18 protein-coding genes are annotated in these 19,794 nt (G+C 59.8%); 12 read left to right on the top strand and 6 right to left on the bottom strand.

Features of this window, described 5'->3' with window-relative positions; translation table 11 throughout:
* Positions 1 to 16: 16 nt before the first annotated feature.
* The gene (locus ACIQJ2_RS05655) at positions 17 to 1,204 is read right to left on the bottom strand and encodes an acetyl-CoA C-acyltransferase (protein ID WP_400675480.1); all 1,188 of its coding nucleotides are present in this window, start codon (positions 1,202 to 1,204) and stop codon (positions 17 to 19) included.
* A gap of 27 nt (positions 1,205 to 1,231) precedes the next feature.
* A complete protein-coding gene (locus tag ACIQJ2_RS05650) occupies positions 1,232 to 1,999 on the bottom strand; it encodes a 3-hydroxyacyl-CoA dehydrogenase (RefSeq protein ID WP_400675482.1) in 768 nt (255 codons plus the stop codon).
* Positions 2,000 to 2,195: 196 nt separating this feature from the next.
* Here ACIQJ2_RS05650 and ACIQJ2_RS05645 point away from each other — a divergent pair, with 196 nt between their 5' ends.
* From ACIQJ2_RS05645 to ACIQJ2_RS05635, 3 genes are all read left to right on the top strand, one after another.
* Positions 2,196 to 3,203 carry an AraC family transcriptional regulator gene (locus tag ACIQJ2_RS05645; RefSeq protein ID WP_400675484.1) on the top strand — a complete coding sequence of 336 codons (1,008 nt, stop codon included), beginning with the start codon at positions 2,196 to 2,198 and terminating at the stop codon, positions 3,201 to 3,203.
* A 149-nt stretch (positions 3,204 to 3,352) separates the two neighbouring features.
* The gene (locus ACIQJ2_RS05640) at positions 3,353 to 4,006 is read left to right on the top strand and encodes an HAD hydrolase-like protein (protein WP_400675486.1); all 654 of its coding nucleotides are present in this window, start codon (positions 3,353 to 3,355) and stop codon (positions 4,004 to 4,006) included.
* Between the two features lie 151 nt (positions 4,007 to 4,157).
* The gene (locus ACIQJ2_RS05635; RefSeq protein WP_400675488.1) at positions 4,158 to 5,264 is read left to right on the top strand and encodes a polysaccharide deacetylase family protein; all 1,107 of its coding nucleotides are present in this window, start codon (positions 4,158 to 4,160) and stop codon (positions 5,262 to 5,264) included.
* A gap of 91 nt (positions 5,265 to 5,355) precedes the next feature.
* On the opposite strand, the gene ACIQJ2_RS05630 is transcribed toward ACIQJ2_RS05635, so the two are convergent.
* Positions 5,356 to 6,327, bottom strand: a complete 972-nt coding sequence (locus tag ACIQJ2_RS05630; RefSeq protein ID WP_199147662.1) for a LysR family transcriptional regulator — start codon at positions 6,325 to 6,327, stop codon at positions 5,356 to 5,358.
* Between the two features lie 153 nt (positions 6,328 to 6,480).
* Here ACIQJ2_RS05630 and ACIQJ2_RS05625 point away from each other — a divergent pair, with 153 nt between their 5' ends.
* The 7 genes from ACIQJ2_RS05625 to ACIQJ2_RS05595 all read left to right on the top strand — a co-directional run bounded on the left by ACIQJ2_RS05625 (position 6,481) and on the right by ACIQJ2_RS05595 (position 14,956).
* Entirely contained in the window at positions 6,481 to 7,545 is a 1,065-nt protein-coding gene (locus ACIQJ2_RS05625) for a maleylacetate reductase (protein ID WP_400675575.1), read from the top strand.
* A gap of 37 nt (positions 7,546 to 7,582) precedes the next feature.
* Positions 7,583 to 9,232 carry a bifunctional 3-(3-hydroxy-phenyl)propionate/3-hydroxycinnamic acid hydroxylase gene (locus ACIQJ2_RS05620; RefSeq protein WP_400675490.1) on the top strand — a complete coding sequence of 550 codons (1,650 nt, stop codon included), beginning with the start codon at positions 7,583 to 7,585 and terminating at the stop codon, positions 9,230 to 9,232.
* Positions 9,229 to 10,302 carry an alpha/beta hydrolase family protein gene (locus tag ACIQJ2_RS05615; protein ID WP_400675492.1) on the top strand — a complete coding sequence of 358 codons (1,074 nt, stop codon included), beginning with the start codon at positions 9,229 to 9,231 and terminating at the stop codon, positions 10,300 to 10,302. Before ACIQJ2_RS05620 ends, ACIQJ2_RS05615 begins: the two co-directional genes overlap by 4 nt.
* Before the next feature lie 14 nt (positions 10,303 to 10,316).
* Positions 10,317 to 11,192 carry a dioxygenase gene (locus ACIQJ2_RS05610; protein ID WP_400675494.1) on the top strand — a complete coding sequence of 292 codons (876 nt, stop codon included), beginning with the start codon at positions 10,317 to 10,319 and terminating at the stop codon, positions 11,190 to 11,192.
* Positions 11,193 to 11,682: 490 nt separating this feature from the next.
* Entirely contained in the window at positions 11,683 to 12,510 is an 828-nt protein-coding gene (locus ACIQJ2_RS05605; RefSeq protein ID WP_199147670.1) for a transporter substrate-binding domain-containing protein, read from the top strand.
* Positions 12,511 to 12,578: 68 nt separating this feature from the next.
* Positions 12,579 to 13,859, top strand: a complete 1,281-nt coding sequence (locus ACIQJ2_RS05600) for an NAD(P)/FAD-dependent oxidoreductase (RefSeq protein ID WP_400675496.1) — start codon at positions 12,579 to 12,581, stop codon at positions 13,857 to 13,859.
* A 125-nt stretch (positions 13,860 to 13,984) separates the two neighbouring features.
* Positions 13,985 to 14,956, top strand: a complete 972-nt coding sequence (locus ACIQJ2_RS05595) for an amino acid ABC transporter permease (protein ID WP_199147674.1) — start codon at positions 13,985 to 13,987, stop codon at positions 14,954 to 14,956.
* A gap of 122 nt (positions 14,957 to 15,078) precedes the next feature.
* Here ACIQJ2_RS05595 and ACIQJ2_RS05590 read toward each other — a convergent pair whose 3' ends face one another.
* Both ACIQJ2_RS05590 and ACIQJ2_RS05585 read right to left on the bottom strand, forming a co-directional pair.
* Positions 15,079 to 15,891, bottom strand: coding sequence for a PfkB family carbohydrate kinase (locus ACIQJ2_RS05590; protein ID WP_400675498.1), 813 nt, complete (start codon positions 15,889 to 15,891; stop codon positions 15,079 to 15,081).
* A 91-nt stretch (positions 15,892 to 15,982) separates the two neighbouring features.
* Entirely contained in the window at positions 15,983 to 16,996 is a 1,014-nt protein-coding gene (locus tag ACIQJ2_RS05585; protein WP_400675500.1) for an SIS domain-containing protein, read from the bottom strand.
* A 245-nt stretch (positions 16,997 to 17,241) separates the two neighbouring features.
* Here ACIQJ2_RS05585 and ACIQJ2_RS05580 point away from each other — a divergent pair, with 245 nt between their 5' ends.
* Positions 17,242 to 17,973 (top strand): GntR family transcriptional regulator, encoded by a 732-nt coding sequence (locus ACIQJ2_RS05580; protein WP_199147680.1) that lies wholly within the window; start codon positions 17,242 to 17,244, stop codon positions 17,971 to 17,973.
* 12 nt (positions 17,974 to 17,985) lie between these two features.
* On the opposite strand, the gene ACIQJ2_RS05575 is transcribed toward ACIQJ2_RS05580, so the two are convergent.
* Positions 17,986 to 18,294: a hypothetical protein gene (locus ACIQJ2_RS05575; RefSeq protein ID WP_400675502.1), complete on the bottom strand. Its 309-nt coding sequence runs from the start codon at positions 18,292 to 18,294 to the stop codon at positions 17,986 to 17,988.
* Positions 18,295 to 18,641: 347 nt separating this feature from the next.
* Here ACIQJ2_RS05575 and dinB point away from each other — a divergent pair, with 347 nt between their 5' ends.
* Positions 18,642 to 19,739: a DNA polymerase IV gene (dinB, locus tag ACIQJ2_RS05570; RefSeq protein WP_400675504.1), complete on the top strand. Its 1,098-nt coding sequence runs from the start codon at positions 18,642 to 18,644 to the stop codon at positions 19,737 to 19,739.
* Positions 19,740 to 19,794 lie beyond the last annotated feature (55 nt).

Genomic DNA, 19,794 nt, shown 5'->3' with positions numbered 1-19,794 from the left:
TCCTCCTCGAAACCGTTCAATTGAGGTCGACGGCCATCGCGGTCGCTTCGCCGCCGCCGATGCAGAGCGTCGCCATGCCGCGCTTCATGCCATAGCGCTTCAATGCGGAAAGCAATGTGACGAGCACGCGCGCGCCGGATGCCCCGATCGGATGCCCGAGTGCGCAAGCGCCGCCGTGAACATTGACCTTGTCATGCGGCAGGTCGAGGTCCCGCATGGCAGCCATGGCGACAACCGCGAAGGCCTCGTTGACCTCGAACAGATCCACATCCCGAAGGTTCCAGCCTGTGCGCTCACTTAGCTTTCGCAGCGCGCCGATCGGCGCGGTCGCGAAGAGATTGGGCGCCTGGGAATGCGTGGCATGGCCGATGATGGTGGCAATCGGAGTGATGCCGTCACGCTCGGCCTGGGAGCGCCGCATCAACACCAGTGCGGCAGCGCCATCGGAGATGGACGAGGCGTTGGCGGCAGTCACAGTGCCGTTTTCGCGAAATGCCGGCTTCAGCGTCGGAATCTTCTCAAGTTTTGCCTTGCCGGGCTGTTCATCCTGGCTGACGACCGACTCCGACCTCCCCGTTTTCACCGTCACCGGTACGATTTCGGCGTCGAATGCGCCGCTTTCGATCGCGTTGCGGGCACGGGTCAACGACGTCACAGCATAGTCGTCCTGCGCCGTGCGGGTAAATTGGTACGCTTCCGCGCAATCCTCGGCGAAGGTGCCCATGAGACGCCCCTTGTCATAGGCATCCTCAAGCCCATCAAGGAACATATGGTCGATGACCCGGCCATGCCCAAGCCGATAGCCGCCACGGGCACGATCGAGCAGATACGGCGCATTCGTCATGCTCTCCATACCGCCGGCGACGGCAATCGATGCGCTGCCCGCCGAAACAAGATCATGTGCCAGCATCGCGGCCTTCATTCCGGATCCGCACATCTTGTTGATGGTGGTCGCTCCCGCCGTAAACGGCAAGCCGGCGCCGATCGCAGCCTGCCTGGCTGGCGCCTGACCCTGGCCGGCGGGCAGAACGCAACCCAAAACCGCCTCCTCCACGGCGTCCGGGCTGATGCCGCTGCGCTCGAGTGCAGCGCGGATCGCGGCAGCACCGAGTTCCGGCGCAGTGCAATCTTTGAGATCTCCCTGGAAGCCGCCCATTGGAGTGCGGGCCGCACCAACGATGACGATCGGATCCTCTCGCATCATATCAAAACCTCCCATAACAAGCCTGCCTCAGTGCGCCGCCATACGCAACGCGCCATCAAGGCGGATAACTTCGCCATTCAGCATGACGTTCTCACAGATGTGGCGTACCAATGCCGCGAATTCCACCGGCTTTCCGAAGCGCTGCGGAAAAGGCACGCTCTTGCTCAGCGAATCCTGCACCTCCTGCGGCATACCGGCCATCATCGGCGTCTCGAAAATGCCGGGTGCAATGGCAACGACGCGAATGCCGCTGCGGGCCAATTCACGGGCGATCGGCAACGTCATGGCGGCAACTCCGCCTTTGGAAGCTGCATAGGCTGCCTGGCCGATCTGCCCGTCGAAAGCGGCAACCGAGGCGGTGTTGACGATGACACCGCGCTCGCCTTCTGTGTCCGGATCCTGCTTCGCGATTGCCGCCGCCGCAAGCCGGATCATGTTGAAGGTGCCGATGAGATTGATGCCGACAGTCCGGGCAAAGCTGTCAAACCGGTGTGGCCCGTTGCGGCCGATCACCTTTTCGCCCGGCGCGACGCCGGCGCAATTGACCAGTCCGTGCAGATGGCCGAAGCGCTCCAACGCCATGTCGATCGCAGCCTGGCCATCCTTTTCCTGCGTGACATCCGTCTTGATGAAGGCGGCGCTGGCGCCAAGCTCGCCGATAATCAAGGCACCGGCATCCGCATTGACGTCTGCTATGACGACATTTGCACCTTCAGCTATCAGCATGCGCGCGACGGCGGCCCCAAGGCCCGAACCGCCACCGGTAACGACAAAGGTCTTGCCGCGGATCAACATGGTCGCTCTCCTCCAGCGCAGTCGATTTCAACTGAGGGCCTCCACACGTCATGCGGTCGCCCGCAATATCGTATCCCCTGGCAAGGCGCGATTTGCCTTATGCCTTGCCCTACTCTATCTCCGCTCGATATTGCATTCGATGACAAAAGCGTCTCAAACCAGCGGCCAGTTTTACCATGTTTCATAGGTCATGACGATGACGGAAGCCGCGCGGCGGATGATATCACCTTTCTTTGTGCAAGAGGCGCTCGACTGTGTCCGGCGGCAAGGAAAATCGCCCGACCAGCTTCTGACGGCGCTTGGCCTCTCCACCCGGGTCGATGCGCCGATATCAGCCGAAAACTACGGTGCGCTCTGGCTTGCGATATCAGCAGAAATCGACGACGAATTTTTCGGCCTGGGCGGCAGGCCCATGCACCGAGGCAGCTTCACGCTGCTCTGCCATTGCATCCTCCACGCGAAGACTCTCGACCAGGCGCTGCAGCGGGCGCTCCGGTTTTTGAACATTGTGCTCGAGGACCCGAAAGGGGGTATCGAAGTGACCGACGGGCTGGCGCATGTGGTCCTGACCGATTTGACAGGCGCGCGCTCGGCCTTCGCCTACCGAACATACTGGATATTGCTGCATGGCATCGCCTGCTGGCTCATCGGCCGGCGCATTCCACTTCGCATGGTCGATTTTCGCTGCGACGAGCCGGATCATGGCGCCGACTACCGGCAATTTTTCGGGGCGCCCGTGCGCTTCTCGCAACCGGCCAGCAGGCTGGCATTCGATGCCGCCTTGCTCAAACTCCCGGTAACGCGCAGCGAGCAGGCTCTAAAGCAGTTTCTGCGCAATGCGCCGGCCAATATCCTCGTGCGCTATCGCTATGACGCAGGCCTTGCGGCAAGCGTGCGCAAGCGGCTCCGGCAATTGCCGCCTGCATCCTGGAAGGCATTCGATGAGTTGGCTGCGCAAATGCGCATGTCGCCTTCGACCTTGCGGCATCGCCTGCACGCCGAGGGTCAGAATTACGCTGCAATCAGGGATGAGATCCGCCGTGATCTGGCGATCGAAATGCTGCAAACAACCGAGTTCGGCGTCGGAGAGATCGCAACACGCCTTGGCTTTTCCGAACCCAGTGCCTTCCATCGCGCATTTCGGAAATGGACGGCAAGAAGCCCGGCTGTATTTCGACGAGAGATGACCGCACGGAAACGGTGATCAATCAAGCGAACAGCTGCCGGCTAGCCGCTCGCCTTGGGAAAAGCGCCGCCGTGGTCATATTGCCGATGGCTTCCGTTGACCCGTTGCCGCGATACCAGCATTTATGGGCAGCCCTATCCTGCCCCACAACAAGAAAGCGAGTTCACGTGTCCCACACCGCTTCCAACCTCCTTCTCGATCTCGACGGAACGCTGGTCGATTCCCAGCCCGGTATTTTGTCGAGCTGCCGCGCGGCGCTACGTGCCCTCGGCTACGAAACTGACCCGGAGATGGAGATCCGCTCGATCATCGGACCGCCGATCGAGGATGTGATGCGGTATCTTCTAAGCTCATTCGGGGACGACCGTGTCGCTGAGGCAGTCGACGCCTACCGCGCCGATTACGGAGCTCGTGGCCTTCTTTTGAGCGAACTCTATCCCGATATCCGGGAGACACTGGTCGAGCTACATTCCCAAGGCGTGCGCCTGCTTCTAGCGACATCGAAGCGACAGACCTTCGCACAGCGCATCCTTGACAATCATGGATTGTCGGACCGCTTCCAGGGCATATATGGCTCCGTTCCCGGTGCCGGCCTGGACCATAAGCCGGAGCTGCTGGCGCATATTCTCAAGGATACCGGGCTGGCAGCCGAGGACTGCCTCATGGTCGGCGACCGGAAATTCGACATCATCGGTGCCCACGCCAACCGGATGCGCGCCGTCGGCGTTCTCTGGGGCTACGGAAACCGGGACGAGCTTGAAACCGCTGGAGCGGACCTCATTGTTGGCGATCCAGCCGAATTGAAAGCGCTGGCCGGATAAGCAGATGAAAGGCGCCACGATTTCCACCCCGGCGCTCATCCAACGGCCGCCCGTTATCATGTGACCCAGCTATAGCGCCGCGACGCCGTGACATTACGACGTCGCAGCGCTCCATGCGCTTCACCGGGAGCGATTGTTCGCGAGACACGCAATGCTGTTGCAACCCTCGCACTTTAAGCTCGCACGGATATGTCGAGATATAACGAAGCCAGTGAAGTCGATTGATAGAAAACGCACGGGCACCGCGAAGGTCCCACAACCTCTACTTCGGCGCCTGGTTCGATGGGTGATAGCGAGCGCCATGGCGCTTGCGCCTGGTTTGCATCCCGCCGGTGCTCAGCCCTTGCGGCAAGAGCCATGCTCCACACCATCGGCGCCAAGCGTGGCGATTACTTTCGACGATCTTCCCTATAGCATTGCCGGTGACCCCGAAGCTCGAAACGCACTTCACGCCGCAAGAGAGGCGAATTCATCGATTCTGGCGGCTCTGGACCGCTATCATGCACCTGCGACCGGGTTTGTGGTTGAAAGGCGCGTGAAAGCTTTAGGCCAGATGGGAGAAACCCTGCTCGCACCATGGAACCGAGGACACCTAGAACTGGGCAATCATTCCTTCGGCCATAAGGATAGCAACGACCTCAGCGTTGAAGAATTCCGCCGCGAGGTAATGGAGGGGGAAGCGACCATCGGCCCGATGGTCCGGAACGTGGGGCGATCGCTCAGCTTCTTCAGATTCCCCTACAATCACGTTGGCGACACCGCCGATCGGCGCGAGGCCTTCGAAGCCGTGCTCAGGGAGCGCGGCTATCGAATAGCGGCATCGACGATCGATACGTCCGACTATCTCTTCGACGCCGCCCACGAACATGCGCTGAAAACAGGCGACGAGGACATGCGCCACCGCATCGAAACCGCGTATCTGGACTATAGCCGCGCTGAAATCGCTTACTATGCCGATCTCAACAGGCGGGTGCTCGGTTGCGATGTACCGGCTATCATGCTGCTCCACCTGAACCGGATCAACGCATCGGTCATGGATCGCCTACTCGGAATTTTCCAGAGGTCCGGCTACCGCTTTGTATCGCTCGACGAAGCACAAGCCCATCCAGCCTACGCCAGCTCACCACGGTTTGCGACCAGGTTCGGGCCGATGTGGGGATATCGCTGGGCGCGCGACCGCGGCATAAAAGTCGACGGCAATAGGGAACAGGAGCCGCCGGCATGGATCGTGTCATACGGTAAATCGCCTGCTCCCTAGACCGGGCCGATATTGGAAATCGCTGGCAATGTGCAATTGCGGGGATTTAGACCGAGGCGTCATCAGGTGCCGGAAGACGTGGCGAGACCACCTATATGGCCGTGGGCTCGCCCGTAATTCCGCCAATACCGCAATGGAGCGCATAGTCCTCCATATCCGGCTTCAAGCCAGCAAATGCCGAGAGGACGTGCATCTTGAGCTGCAAGGCGGCGGGGCCGGGCGGCATCAATCTTGATTGCACGAAGCCGAGCGCGCGCGGCACGCCGCTCGGCAGGATCGGCAGCGCCGAGATGTTGTCCGTCTCTCGCCGCGCGAACACCACACCAAAGGGCAGCACGGCCAGACTGTCGGAATTGCCAAGATGCGCCAGAATCCCAGCAAGCGAGGCGCCAGAGAAATTGATGCGCACATGTTCGGCGCCGAGATTGAGGAGCGCGGTCCTTAGATCGGCACTTAATGGGCTGCCGGCGGGCGGCTCGATCCAGGGATATTGCAGAAGGTCGGTAGGCCGGAGCCCCTTCGAAGCCAGCAGAGGATGACCAGTCCGGCAGGCGACGACGTTGCGCCCGGTCAGGATCGGATCAAAAGTCAGATCGCCGTCAGCAAAAACCTCGACGGGACATATCGCAAGATCCAGCTGGCCCGTCCTGATCTTCTCGGCAAGGCTCGCCGTATAGCCGTAGACCTGCTCTATGCGAACGTTGGGTCGCGTTCTTTGGAAGCGCCCGACCATAGCCGAGACAAGCGCATCCATGAAGAACGGCGTACCGCCGATGCGAATGTCGCCGCGCTCACCGCGTCGGAATGACTCGGCGACATCGCTCGCCCGCACGGAGGCGCGCCGCACGGCTGCACCGAGATCGGCAAGATCCCGGCACAGAGGCGTCGGCTCCATGGGGCGGCGATTGCGCAGGAAGAGCGGCTCTCCGAGCCGCTTCTCCAGATAGGCAATCGTGCGCGAGAGACCGGGCTGGGTCATGCCGAGTATTGCCGCTGCTTCGGACATACCGCCCGCATCGACGATAGCCCAGATCTGCAGCAGATGGCGCGGGTCGATCTGCAAGATGGTATCCTCCGTGGCCTTGCTCCACAACAACATACCATATTGGTATGTTAATCTACGATATCATCATTCGAATTTAGTTGATCCCCCAGCTACAGTTTCTGCTGGATACAGTGACCAGCAGCGGCCTTGGCCGGTCGCTGGGAGGAGGAACTGATGAGAGCATTCAATTATCTGGGATCGTCAGCAAGGATCCTGTTCGGGGCCGGCACACGGATGCAGGTGGCGGAAGCCGTTGCCGACTTGGGCTGCAGGCGGGCGCTTGTCCTTTCCACTCCGCAGCAAGCCAAGGATGCCGAGACTATTGCCGCACTGCTGGGGGAGCGCTGCGTCGGAACCTTTGCGCAGGCGACCATGCATACGCCAGTGGAGATCACGGAACTGGCACTTCAAGCGATGAAGGACAGTGGTGCAGACTGCACCGTCGCCTTCGGCGGCGGCTCGACCACCGGTCTTGGCAAAGCGATCGCCTATCGTCTCGATACGCCGCAGATCGTGATCCCCACCACCTATGCCGGCTCCGAGGTAACGCCGATCCTCGGGCAAACCCAGGCGGGCCGCAAGGAAACCGTGCGTGCGGCCTCCATCCTGCCGGAAGTGGTGATCTACGATCCGGAACTGACGCTTGGTCTGCCCGTTCCGATGACGATATCAAGCGGCCTCAATGCCATGGCCCATGCCGCCGAGGCGCTTTATGCCCGCGATCGCAATCCTATTTCATCGCTGATGGCAATCGAGGGATTGAGGGCACTGGCCGAAGCCCTGCCGCAAATTACCGAAGCGCCGCGAGATCTTTCCGCGCGAAGCGCTGCGCTCTACGGCGCCTGGCTCTGCGGGACGGTGCTCGGCACGGTTGGCATGTCATTGCATCATAAGCTCTGCCATGTGCTCGGAGGAACATTCGATCTGCCTCACGCGGAAACCCACGCAATCGTCCTGCCGCACGCCATTGCTTTTAATGCCGGCGCCGCCGCTGCCGAGCTGCAGCCGATAGCCCAGATTTTCGGCGCAGCCGCACCGGGCGCGGCGCTGCATGACTTCGCAGTCAGGATAGGCGCGCCAACGGCCCTCAAGAACATCGGATTGCGCGAGGCGGATCTCGACCGCGCCGCCGAAATCGCGGCGGCCAACCCCTATTGGAGTCCGCGGGAAGTGACACGCGCCGATATCCGCCGGTTGCTGGCGGCGGCGTGGCGAGGAGATGCTCCGGCGACCTGAGTACAGGCGCCGGAAATATCGGATACGGGAGGAAAACATGAGCCAATCAACAACGTCATCGCTAGCCGAGCGCCGAGACGTCGCCATCATCGGATGCGGGCCAGCCGGCCTCATTGCCGCTTCGCTTCTTGGCCAGGCCGGACATCAGGTCATCGTCATCGAGCGCTGGCCCGAACCCTACGGCCTGCCTCGCCTCAGCCATATCGACGGCGAGACGGCGCGCCTCGTCGCATCGGCCGGCGACATCGATCACGCGCTTCGCGATGCAAGGCCGGTCGACACCTATCACTACCTCGACGCTCAGGGGAACATCCTGATCGATCTCGACTGGAAGGGCAAGCAATGCGGCTTTCCTGCCCATATTTCGATCTTCCAGCCGGAGATCGAGGATGCGGTCTATGCCCGCGCTGCCGCGCTGCCGAACGTCGAATTCCTGCGCGGCTGGGAAGTTTCGAAGCTTGAGCAACGGGACGACCAGGTCCTTGTGGAAGCCCGCCCCTGGGACGGATCGTGGAAAACAGTTTCCGGCGATGGCGAAAATCTCCGCCGAATAGAGGTCGACTATGTGATCGGCGCCGACGGCGCAAACAGCTTCACGCGCCGTGCGCTCGGCGTGGAACGTCATCAATATGGTCATCATGAACGGTGGCTGAACCTCGATTCCGAGTATGTCAAAGATCTCGGCGACCGCTTTGCCATCACCTCGATCTACTGCGACCCGGCACGCGCGCATATGTATATGCCGATCGGCAAGTCCCGCGTGCGCTTCGAGATGCGCGTGCTGCCAGGCGAGGAGACCAGTTATTGGGAGGACATCAAGAACGGGCTTGCCTGGCTTCGCGACCAGCACGGCATCGGGCTGGATGAGATCAGGCCAATCCGCAATGTCGTCTATACCTTCGATCCGGCAATCACCAAGAGTTGGAAAGAGGGGCGTATCATGCTGGTGGGCGATGCCGCCCATACGATGATGCCCTATATGGGCCAGGGCGCCTGCTCTGCCATCCGCGACAGCGCCAACCTTGCATGGAAGCTGGATCTGGTGCTGCAGGGCAAGGCAGGCCCGGAGCTTCTGGACACCTACGAAGCGGAAAGACGTCCGCACGTCACACAGATCACCGAGATGTCGACCATGCTCGGCAAGGTCGCCAATGAGGATGATCCGCAGAAGGTCGACGAACGCAATGCGCTCTTTCTGTCCGGCAAGATGCCGCCTCCGCCGCCGTTTCCCAAGGTCGAAACCGGTGTCGTTCATTTGCAGGCCGACGGCGGCCTTCACGCCGCGACCGGCTCGCCGACGCCGCAGGGCCGAGTGCGATACAAGGGACACGAGGGCTTGATGGACGATGTGGTCGGCCGCGGTTTCATGATCGTCAGCCAGGCCGACCCGGCTCGCTATCTCGACCCGGAAAGCCTTTCCTTCTTCGAGCAGATCGGCGGGCGTTGGATCATCGTGGCCGGCGCCGATACCGCACTGGATCATGTCGCGGACCTTGATGGCGTCCAGCTGGACTTTCTGGACAGAAACGGCTTTGCGGCCTATCTCCGCCGTCCGGATTTCTTGATGTACGGCGCAGTCCGCCAGCTCGACGGCCTACCCGACTTGTTGCGTGACTTGCGCAATAGCCTGCATTGGCAAATCAGGCCGACGCTGACCCATGAGGCGATGATGGAGGCACGGGCATGACGGACGATCTCGTCGTCAAGGCGAGCCTCGCTCACCAACGCGCCATGGCCATGACCCGGCTCCTGGATTGCGGAATGGACCATGCGGATGCAAGCCGTCTGCATGCGCGCACGTCGGCCGGCGAGCCTTGGGATGTGGTCGCGGAAGCCATCGCGACCGAACGCCTGACACAGGCTGACAGGGCCGAAGCCGAAGGACGCATCGTCACGGCGGCTGGGGCGCGTCAGCGCGGCATCGCAGCGCTGGTCTTCGCCCAGATGGCCTTCAATTTCGACGAGCCCCGCAAGGTCGAATTGTACCGCAAGCTGATCGCTGCATGCCGACGGCTCGGCCCCGTCTTCGATCTGCCCTTCGAGCGCGTCGAAACGAAGTTTTCCGGTAAGCGTCTGATCGGTTGGCTGGTGCGCCCCACAACGCAAAGGGCACGCGGCACCGTCATCCTCTTTGGCGGTCAAAGCGGCTGGGGCGTGGCTTATCTTCCAATCGCCCGGGAACTTGCACGACGCGGCCTCGCCACCATACTGGCTGAGGGACCGGGCCAGGGCGAGACCCGGATCGAACAGAGGCTCTATCTCCAAGAGGGCGTAGAAGCCGCTTTCGGTCGCTGGGTCGATTTCATTCTGGCCGATCCATCACTTGGCAAGCCCGGCATCTGGGGCAATAGCTATGGCGGGCTATGGGCCGCCCGAACGGCAAGCAGCGACAGCCGGATCGGCGCCTGCTGCGTCAACGGTTCCTTCGCCCGGCCCGCAATCCTGCCCTTCCGCACGGCCTTCGAACAGAGCGCTGCGATGATCGGCAGCGAAGACCGGGCAATGATCGAGGCCGTTATGGCGAAGTTGCGTTTCGATCCGGCGCAACAGAGGATAGCTTGTCCGCTTCTCGTCCTGCACGGCGGCGCGGACCCGCTCGTGACGATGGACGACCAGCAACCATTCCTCGATGCCGCAACCGGCGAGGCTATGCTGCATGTCTGGCCGGATGGCGAGCACACAATATACAATCACAGTTTCGAACGAACGGCGCTCGTCGCCGACTGGTTCGCGGCGCGGCTAGGCCCGACGATGTGAGGGAGGAATAACATATGAGCGGTTATTTTACTGAGGACAACTCCGTCGACGCCGTCAACGGCAGGGTCGGGAATGAAGCCTCGCCGCGCGTGCAGAAAGTGATGACCAGCCTGGTTCGTCATTTGCATGACTTCGTCAAGGACGTCGAACTGACCCAGCAGGAATGGGAACTCGCCATCGACTTCCTCACACGCACGGGCAAAAGCTGCACCGATACGCGGCAGGAATATATCCTGCTGAGCGATGTGCTTGGACTCTCCATGCTGGTCGATGCCATTGGCAATCGCCGTCCCGCCGGTGCGACGGAAAACACTGTTTTAGGCCCGTTTTATGTTGCCAATGCGCCCATCCGAGACATGGGCGACAGCATCAGCCTGGACGGCAAGGGTGAAAGCTGCCTCTTCGAGGGGCGGGTGATCGACCTAGACGGCAACCCCGTCCAAGGCGCGATGGTCGACGTGTGGTCTGATAACGCTGACGGATTTTACGACGTACAACAGCCGGAATTGCAGCCGAAATGGAACAATCGCGGCCGTTTCCTCACCGGCACCAACGGCAGCTATGGCTTCGTCGGGATCAAGCCGGTCAGCTATCCCATTCCCGACGACGGGCCTGTCGGCGAGCTTCTTGCAGCCTTGCACCGGCACCCCTACCGCCCCGCTCACATGCATTTCCTGGTGACGGCGCCGGGCCATCAGAAGATCGTCACCCACATATTCACGGGCGATGATGTCTATCTCGGATCCGACGCCGTCTTCGGCGTCAAGTCTTCGTTGATCGCCAACTTCGAGCACATCGGAGGCAAAACCGGATGGCGGGCCTCTTTCAACTTCGTAATGGTTCCCGAAGATCCGTCGAGATTGACGGCGTCCGATGGCCCGATCAGCTGAATTTCAGAACACGCCCCAGCCCGTCATGCCACTCGGCATACGAGCCGCATGACTCCCGGCACGCTCTACTGCCGTCAGCACAATCTCTACGATAACCAGAGCCAAGGCTCAGATCCTGCGATAGGATTCCACGCTTGCTGTCGAAGCGGGCATCCATCGACCAATTCATACGCGGTCCTTGGTGCGATCCTGATCTAGCTCCGGCAATTTTGATTCCGCAACCGCCCCAATGCTTGCTCCGCGAGCACGTCTGGCCCGGGACATTTCGCGCGCTCACGCGAACTCGTCTGACAGCTTTCCCTAGCGCACACCACCGGATCCGGCTGTTGCAGATATCCCGCTGCACCATTGCTTCCGCCTCTCATCGTTTGTTTCGCCGCACGATGAAGTTTTGCTAAGGAGGCTCTTGACACCCTGCGTTCAATGCAATCTAGTTCAGTTGTCAGACATCTTACATAAGGTGGAACGAGTGTCTGACATTGGAGGATCTATGAACAATTTCTTGAAAGGCATGGCGATCGCTGCGGCCGCGTTTGCCATGACATCCGTTGCGCATGCCGGCACCACACTCGATCGTGTCCTGTCGAAAAAGAGCATGGTGGTTGCGACGAACAGCGGCTGGCCACCGCAGAGCTTTCTCGACGACAGCAACCAGATGGTCGGATTTGATATCGACGTCTCGCGTGAGATCGGCAAGCGCCTCGGGGTAGAGGTCAGCTTCCAAACGCCGGAATGGGCGACCCTTACGGGCGGTCACTGGCAAGGACGCTACGACGTCGGCGTTGGCTCCGTCACGCCCACTAAGGCGCGTGCTCAGGTTATCGACTTCGCCGGCATCTATTATTACAGCCCCTATGTTTACGTCGTCCACAAGGACAGCCCGCTGAAGACCGTAGCCGATCTCAACGGCAAGGTTATCGGCGTCGAGACTGCGACGACCTCGGAGGATTTCATTCGCCGCAACCTGCAGATCGACGCACCCGGCCTGCCGCCGGTGCAATACAAGGTCGAACCCGGCGAGGTTCGAACCTTTGCCGACTCGATGCTGCCGTTTGACGACTTGCGGCTTGGCCCCGGCGTCCGTCTCGACGCGGTCATCGCACCGGAACAAACAGCGCAGAACGCCATCAAGAATGGCTATCCGCTGCGCATCATCGCAGGCGAATATGCCTTTCGCGAACCGCTCGTGATCATTGCAGAAAAAGGCGATCCCGAATGGACAGCCAAGGTCGGCGAGATCATCAAGCAGATGAAAGCAGACGGCACGCTCGGGACGCTTACCAAAAAGTGGTATGGCGCCGACTATAGCGTCGACTGATCGCGAACCGGTCGGGGCAGCACCTGCCCTGACCTCACTCCTTTCCAGATTGCCTTGAAAGAGAGACCATGTCGTACCCTGACACCTATTATCACCGGACAATGACGGAAACCGGCGCTCGCCCGCAGCTCAGCGGCTCCATCGAGTGCGACACGGTCATCATCGGTGGCGGGCTTGCCGGATTGACGACGGCGTTGCAGCTTGCACGCGCCAACATGGCCGTTGTCGTGCTGGAGGCGCAGTCCGTCGGCTTCGGTGCATCGGGCCGCAACGGCGGTTTCGTCAGCGCCGGATTTGCCACCGACGGTTCCGCAATCGCACGCGTCACTGGTGCCGAAAAAGCAAAGGCCATTCACCGACTTTCCGTCGAAGGCGTTGATTTCGTACGCGACACCATCCGGGATCTCGACATTACCGACGCCAAGCCGATACCCGGCATAATCAGCGCCTTGCGGTACGATGGCGGCGACAGCCTGAAGAGGTATGCCGAGGAAATGAACCGCGATTTCGGCAGCGATCTCGAATTCATGGACCGTAGCCAGATCCGCGCCGTTCTGAAATCCAATCGCTATTTTCAGGCGCTGCGCAGCCCAAAATCCTTCCACATTCATCCTTTGAACTATGTGCGTGCGATAGCCCGCGAAATCGAGCGGCTTGGCGGGCGCATCTATGAAAACTCGGCGGCGACCGATTGCCAGCTTTCCGGCCCGGAGAAAATCGTGCGAACGGTACACGGCCAGGTGAAGGCGCGCCAGGTCGTGCTGACGACAGGCGGCTATACCGGCTCCCTGGTCGGCAAGCTAAAGCGCTCATTCCTGCCGATTGCCACTTACGTCATGATCTCCGAAGAAAACCCCGAGCTGATAGCCACGGCGATCACGACGAGCAGCGCGATCGGCGACAATCGCCGCGCGGGTGACTATTACCGCGTTGTCGACGATGGAAAACGCCTTCTTTGGGGCGGACGCATCACCACACGCGCAGCCTCGCCTGCGGCATTGGCTCGAGAATTACGCAGCGAGATGACAGGGACCTACCCGCAACTCTCCGAACTCAAGACCGAACTCGCTTGGTCAGGCCTGATGTCCTATGCGCGCCACCTCATGCCACAAATCGGTGAGATGATGCCGGGTGTCTGGCATTGCACGGCCTTTGGCGGCCATGGCCTCAACACGACGGCGATGGGCGGAAAGATCGTGGCCGAGGGCATTCTCGGCCAATCCGATCGCTATCGGCTTTTTCAACCCTTTGGTCTCGTCTGGGCCGGCGGAATTGCCGGGCTCGCCGCGGCACAGCTCACCTATTGGAAACTGCAGGCACAAGACTGGTGGCGTGAAAGAGCCGCCTAGAGCAATTCAGGGAGAAGTGCGCAGCGCTTTTCCGTCCGGAATTGCGTGGAAATAAAGAGCTGGAACGGTTCGGCCTTTCCATGAAAAGCTGAAGCGTTCCAAGAAGATCGTCAAGGGGAGCGATGATGCTTGGAAGACTGATTTTGAACTACCCGGACGCGGCCCGGCGAACCGGGTTGCTTCTCATGCTGACGGTTATGACGGCGGCCCTCTATGCGCTCGGAATAAGCTCTGCCTGGATCGGCAAGCTGGTGCCGATGACACTTGGCTGGCTCGCCGACAGCCCTCAGGCAAGCCGGCTTGTCTCCGCCGTGTTGATCTCCCTGATCATAGCCGTCAACATCAAGCTGCTGAGACTATTGCCTCGCCGACAACAGATTATTGGCGTCTGGATCGAGCTGCTCATCCTGCTGATGCTCTTCTTCTATACGTTCGACCTCTCCTATGCCTTCATCGCAAAGAAGATCGGCTTCCTGATCTCGCAGGGCGTGGTGACGACGCTTTACATATCCGCCATCTCCATTGTCATCGCCACCGCCATAGCCCTCGTAGGAGCGATCGCGAAACTCTCGCGGAATGGCGTCGTCTACGGCTTCGCGACGTTCTATACGTCTCTTTTCCGTGGCCTGCCGCTTCTGATGCAGATCTACATCATCTATCTCGGCCTGCCGCAGGTGGGTTATGTCATCAGCGCCATACCGGCCGGGATTCTGGCTCTTTCCCTCTGCTACGGCGCCTATATGACCGAGATTTTCCGAGCCGGCATCGAAAGCATTCCCCGCGGCCAATCCGAAGGCGCAACGGCTCTCGGGCTCAGCCCGAACCAAACCATGTTCCTGGTGATCTTGCCGCAGGCGATGCGCGTCATCATCCCCCCGACGGGCAATCAGTTCATCGCCATGCTGAAGGATTCCTCGCTCGTCTCGGTCGTCGGTGTCTGGGAGATCATGTATCTGGCGCGTACCCAGGGCCAGACGGAATTCCGCCATATCGAAATGCTCATCACGGCTTCGATGATCTACTGGATCCTGTCCATGGCGCTTGAATTCCTTCAGTCACGTATCGAAGAACGATTTGGCCGTTTCAACGCGCGATAGCATTCAGCGGCCCGCTCCAGAGCATTTCCGCGAGTTGAAGAAAAGCGGGAATGCTCTGGGCTTCGCGACGATATTGGTCCAGCTTTCAAGCCAGCTTCGGCGCTATATTCCGTCAATCTGGGTTAGAGCGGCAGTGGTTGCTGCGGGAAACCGCCGACATGGGTGCAGGTCATTGCCGCACAGTCACGCCCGGCCTCCATGCACGTTTCCAGCGGCTTCGAAGTGATGAAAGCTGCTAGGAAGCCTGCGATAAAGCTGTCTCCCGCCCCGGTGGTATCGACGATTTGAACCCGGGCAATATCGATCTCAGCTCTTTCCGAACCGCGTGAGGCAATCGCACCCTCCGCCCCGCAGGTAACGACGGCGCAACCCGCACCACCTTGCAGCATCTCCTGAAGCATGGTCTCAGCCCTTTTCCCGCGTGCGCCGGCGGAGGCGAATGCAACGGACAGCCCTTCGACACCCAGGTTTTCCGGAGTTGCATTGACGGAAATGTCCTGAGACACGCTAACGCCAGACGCAGCCAGACGGCGGCGCAAAGCGCCACCGTCATCCATCCAGCCGATATGGACATGATCGACCGCCTTCAGGATAGCGAGATCGCTTTCGCTCGGCCTATACCCCGCGCAAACGCCGAATTCCTCAAAGACCATAATCCGGTCACCCAAAGGCGTCTGCTCGATGTCAGTATAGGCGGTCACGCCCGGGCAAACGCGAAGATGAACGGTTTCGACGCCATTTGCTTCGAGTATTTGCCTCGTCCGCACACCGTCCGCGTCCTCGCCCACCGCCCCGAAATAAGCCGCCGATTGACCGAGCCGGGCAAACTGGACGGCAACGTTCACGGCATTACCGCCGACAAGCGACTGGCTTATCGGCGGCAAAAATCGATCGATGCAATTATCTCCGACACATGCAAATCGGAACGGCGCCATTGATCCCCCCAATAAGATCCTTAGCCTACAAACAACAGACCGCCGCAAGCGCCTCCAACACTTGCGACGGCCTCCATTCTCGCCAAATAGCTTAGTAGGCAACGCGTTTATAGTAGCGACGGGTGGTCAACGGATGATTTCGCATGACCTCAAGATGGGCGCTGATGCGCTCCAGCACGGTTGCGAGCAGCACGGGCGAAATCAACGCGCGAACCTCGGCCGATATTCCCGGCAATGTAAAGTCGGCCGTATCCAGAACCGTTAGCTTTTCCGTATAATTCGGCACGAAATTCTGAACCCGCTCGGCCAATGGGCGGTAGGCGTCCTCGCCCTTGAACAGGATAACGCTGACCTCTTTATCGACCAATTCAAGCGTGCCGTGGAAAAAGTCGGACGCGTGAACGGGACGCGTGCGGATCCACTGCATTTCTTCCAGGATGCACATGCCGTAATAGAAGGCTTCGGGCCAGACGTTTCCGGCACCGATGATGATGTGATAGTCGGACGCCGCAAGAGCCTTGGCATAGGCCTCTGCCTTGCCCTCAAAAGCGCGCTTTACCTCAAGCAGCAGCCTGGGCAGCGTCGCCAGTTCGCCGAGAACGCCATCGTAGTTCGAAATCTCGCCGCGATGTTTCATGATCGACAGCGCTATGATCAGCGATTGCAGATAGAAGGACTCGCAGGACGTATCATCCTCGGCGAAATTGACGAACACGTGGTCTCCACCCTTGCCGAGCGGCGTCTCCTGATGCCCGACCAGCGTCAGGACCGTTGCGCCGATCTCCTTGATCTTGGAGAGCAGCGCGACGCTCTCCTTCGTGGTGCCGGAGAGCGACGGCATGACAATGATGGATTTGGCGGTCAGGTTCACCGAGGAAGAAATGAAGAGCTCTGCGGTCAGATCGATGAACGCGGGAAAGCGCGAGTTGCGTTGCAGCAGCTGGGCGGCCGGCTGCATGAGAATGGCGGCGCCGCCCGTTCCCATGAAAAATACGTTCTCCGCGCCGGCGGCCAGGCATGTGCCTATCACCTGATCGAGACGCTGCGCCAGCGCCAACGCGCCGGACTGGATACGCAGAAATCGCTCTTCGTCAAAATTCAGCATGGAACTCTCTCGGTTGATGACGTCGCACGGACGCATTCTGGTGATGACCTTTGCACATCATGCAAAGTTGTAAGACAACTGACATCATTGGATTTGCCTGTCAAGACGCACAGGCGATGGTTGCCCCTGCTTTCAAGGCATAGTTGCCAAGCTGGAAAGGCGCTCGCCTCCATAGCCGCCTCTTGACCAATTCATATTTGTCAGACAAGACGATAGTGGAGTGAAAGAGTTTGGAGAGGCATGATTTGAACGAGTCTATTCGCGATACGCGCACCATCGTGATCCAGCTTCGCGACCGTATCGCCGACCTCATTCAAACCGAAGGATTACGGCCCGGCGAGAAATTGCCGACCGAAGCCCAGCTGACGCAGCGCTTCAACGTGTCCCGACCGGCCTTGCGCGAGGCGCTGAAACTGCTCGAGCAGGAAGGCGATATCTATGTAGAGCATGGGCGCGGCCGCTTCGTCTCCGCGATTTCAGCCGTACACGTCGATCGCCCGATCACCGTCTTCGAAAGCGTCACCGACATGACGCATGCCTATGGCTATACGACCGTAAACAAAGTGCTCTCGATTTCGGAAGAGGTGCCTGACGCGACCATTGCCAAGCATTTGCAGCTCGAAGACAAGGAAACCGTCATTCGGCTCGAGCGGCTACGCCTCGAGAATGACAATCCGATCATGTATTGCCTGGATTATGTCCCGCGCAGCATCGTCCCCACGCGGCTTTACGATGTTGACTGGAGCGGATCCCTGCTGTCGCTGCTTGAGCAGTACAGGCACCGCCCGCGGATGTCGTCCGCCTCCGTCAGCGCGGTCATGCTGCCCCAGAGCGTGGCCGAGCGCCACGATCTCAAAGACTTCGGACCCGCCCTTCTCATCACTGAAACCTGCTTCAACGATGCCGGCATCCCGGTCATTTATGCCATCGACTATCATCGCGGCAGTCACTTCACCTTCAGCTTGGTCCGCAAGTAGATTTGGGCTGATCTATCGATGGGGATCGAACCCCAGGACAAACTCGACAACCTTCGATGAGGACATTTCGCATGGCTTGAGGATCGGCGGCGCTGTTGCGAGCATGTAGAGATTGAAGCTCACTATGTTTGTTGCACCGAGTTCCTCGCCGTATAGCCAGATCCGTCTGCGATCAGCGGATCGGTTGACCGTCACGCCCCAAGCACGCCCCTCATACCGTCCTTCCACATAGCCATCAGGTAGCTTGCCTAGAGCCTTCTCGAATTCCGCAAGCGCACCGGGCAGTAGTTTCCCTGCAGCTTCCGTCACGAAGCCAGACATTCATCGCATATGCCGCAGCCATCGTCGTCCATCCTCGTCGGTGAGCGCATCTTTCGACAGCACAGGCACGCCTTGGCGTTCGGCCGGGTTTTGTCATCGCGCTCCGGCGGGAGGATTTCCATAAAAGGATCAGAAATTGGATCGGCTACGAAATTGCCCATATCGAGGCTCCATGTGGGGGACCAATAAGAGATAAGAAGCTTCGGACGCATCACAAGGCGGCACCTGTGACGATCAAGCCACGCCAGCGGTTTGATATCTCCCCACAGGATGGTATGTTCTTCATTTGTTTCGCCACTGGATCGAATGAGATTCGCCGAATTTGCAGCGTGAATACCGAGACCACCATGCACGATATGAGCTCAAGCCCTGTTCGAAAAATCATCCATGTCGATATGGATGCGTTTTATGCTTCGGTCGAGCAGCGGGACAATCCCGAGCTCCGCGGCAAGCCGCTTGCGGTCGGTGGGTCGGCAGCGCGCGGCGTGGTGGCGGCGGCAAGCTATGAAGCCCGCGCCTTCGGCGTCCACTCGGCCATGCCATCGGTCACCGCGAAACGGAAATGCCCGGACCTGATCTTCGTGCCTCCACGTTTTGAGGTCTACAGGGCTGTATCGCAGCAAATCCGCGAGATTTTTGCGGAATACACCCCGCTTATCGAGCCCCTTTCGCTCGATGAGGCCTATCTCGACGTCACCGAGAACCTAAAGGGCATGCAGATTGCCACCGAGATCGCGCTGGAAATCCGGAGGAAAATCAAACAGGTCACGGGGCTCAATGCGTCGGCAGGCATCTCATACAATAAATTCCTCGCAAAGATGGCGAGCGATCTCAACAAGCCGAACGGCCAGGCGGTGATAACGCCGAAAAACGGCCCGGCCTTCGTCGAAACGCTTCCCGTCAAGAAATTCCACGGTGTCGGGCCGGCAACCGCCGAGCGCATGCGCAAATACGGTATCGAGACGGGGTTCGATCTGAAGTCGAAATCCCTCGCCTTCCTGCAGGAACATTTCGGCAAGTCAGGCCCGTATTTCTATGGGATTGCCCGCGGCATCGACGAACGCCAGGTCAAAGCCAACCGCCTAAGAAAATCCATTGGCGCGGAAGATACCTTTGTCGAAGATATAAGCGATCTCGCACTGGCGACGGCAGAGCTGCAGCCGCTCGTGCAAAAGGTCTGGCGTTATTGCGAGACTGGCGGCATTAGCGGCAAGACGGTGACCGTGAAGATCAAATATTCGGACTTCACCCAAGCGACCCGTAGCCGGACAGGCTCTCTTCCCGTCGCTGGCGTGGACGAGGTTCTCGAGGCGGCATCCTCGCTTCTCGCAACCGTCTACCCATTCAAGCGACCCGTTCGTCTGCTCGGTGTCACGCTTTCCTCTTTGACCAACGAGGAGGTCGCTGACAATCAATTCCAGCCTCAGCTCGACCTCGGCGTCTGAGGGACGAGATCGCCCGCGGGCCTTGCATTCCCGGGATTTTGGAGCGAACCGCATG

It is taken from the genome of Rhizobium sp. NPDC092011 (assembly GCF_044756305.1).
Classification (GTDB): domain Bacteria; phylum Pseudomonadota; class Alphaproteobacteria; order Rhizobiales; family Rhizobiaceae; genus Rhizobium.
The sequence above is the reverse complement of the archived record's forward strand: the minus strand, read 5'-3'. Positions and strand labels throughout refer to the sequence as shown.

Excerpts from the sequence above, each read along its gene's own strand:
- ACIQJ2_RS05655 (WP_400675480.1), bottom strand. The coding sequence starts at position 1,204 with ATGATGCGAGAGGATCCGATCGTCATCGTTGGTGCGGCCCGCACTCCA.
- ACIQJ2_RS05650 (WP_400675482.1), bottom strand. The coding sequence starts at position 1,999 with ATGTTGATCCGCGGCAAGACCTTTGTCGTTACCGGTGGCGGTTCGGGC.
- ACIQJ2_RS05645 (WP_400675484.1), top strand. The coding sequence starts at position 2,196 with ATGACGGAAGCCGCGCGGCGGATGATATCACCTTTCTTTGTGCAAGAG.
- ACIQJ2_RS05635 (WP_400675488.1), top strand. The coding sequence starts at position 4,158 with ATGCTGTTGCAACCCTCGCACTTTAAGCTCGCACGGATATGTCGAGAT.
- ACIQJ2_RS05620 (WP_400675490.1), top strand. The coding sequence starts at position 7,583 with ATGAGCCAATCAACAACGTCATCGCTAGCCGAGCGCCGAGACGTCGCC.
- ACIQJ2_RS05615 (WP_400675492.1), top strand. The coding sequence starts at position 9,229 with ATGACGGACGATCTCGTCGTCAAGGCGAGCCTCGCTCACCAACGCGCC.
- ACIQJ2_RS05610 (WP_400675494.1), top strand. The coding sequence starts at position 10,317 with ATGAGCGGTTATTTTACTGAGGACAACTCCGTCGACGCCGTCAACGGC.
- ACIQJ2_RS05605 (WP_199147670.1), top strand. The coding sequence starts at position 11,683 with ATGAACAATTTCTTGAAAGGCATGGCGATCGCTGCGGCCGCGTTTGCC.
- ACIQJ2_RS05600 (WP_400675496.1), top strand. The coding sequence starts at position 12,579 with ATGTCGTACCCTGACACCTATTATCACCGGACAATGACGGAAACCGGC.
- ACIQJ2_RS05595 (WP_199147674.1), top strand. The coding sequence starts at position 13,985 with ATGCTTGGAAGACTGATTTTGAACTACCCGGACGCGGCCCGGCGAACC.
- ACIQJ2_RS05590 (WP_400675498.1), bottom strand. The coding sequence starts at position 15,891 with ATGGCGCCGTTCCGATTTGCATGTGTCGGAGATAATTGCATCGATCGA.
- ACIQJ2_RS05585 (WP_400675500.1), bottom strand. The coding sequence starts at position 16,996 with ATGCTGAATTTTGACGAAGAGCGATTTCTGCGTATCCAGTCCGGCGCG.
- ACIQJ2_RS05575 (WP_400675502.1), bottom strand. The coding sequence starts at position 18,294 with ATGTCTGGCTTCGTGACGGAAGCTGCAGGGAAACTACTGCCCGGTGCG.
- dinB (WP_400675504.1), top strand. The coding sequence starts at position 18,642 with ATGCACGATATGAGCTCAAGCCCTGTTCGAAAAATCATCCATGTCGAT.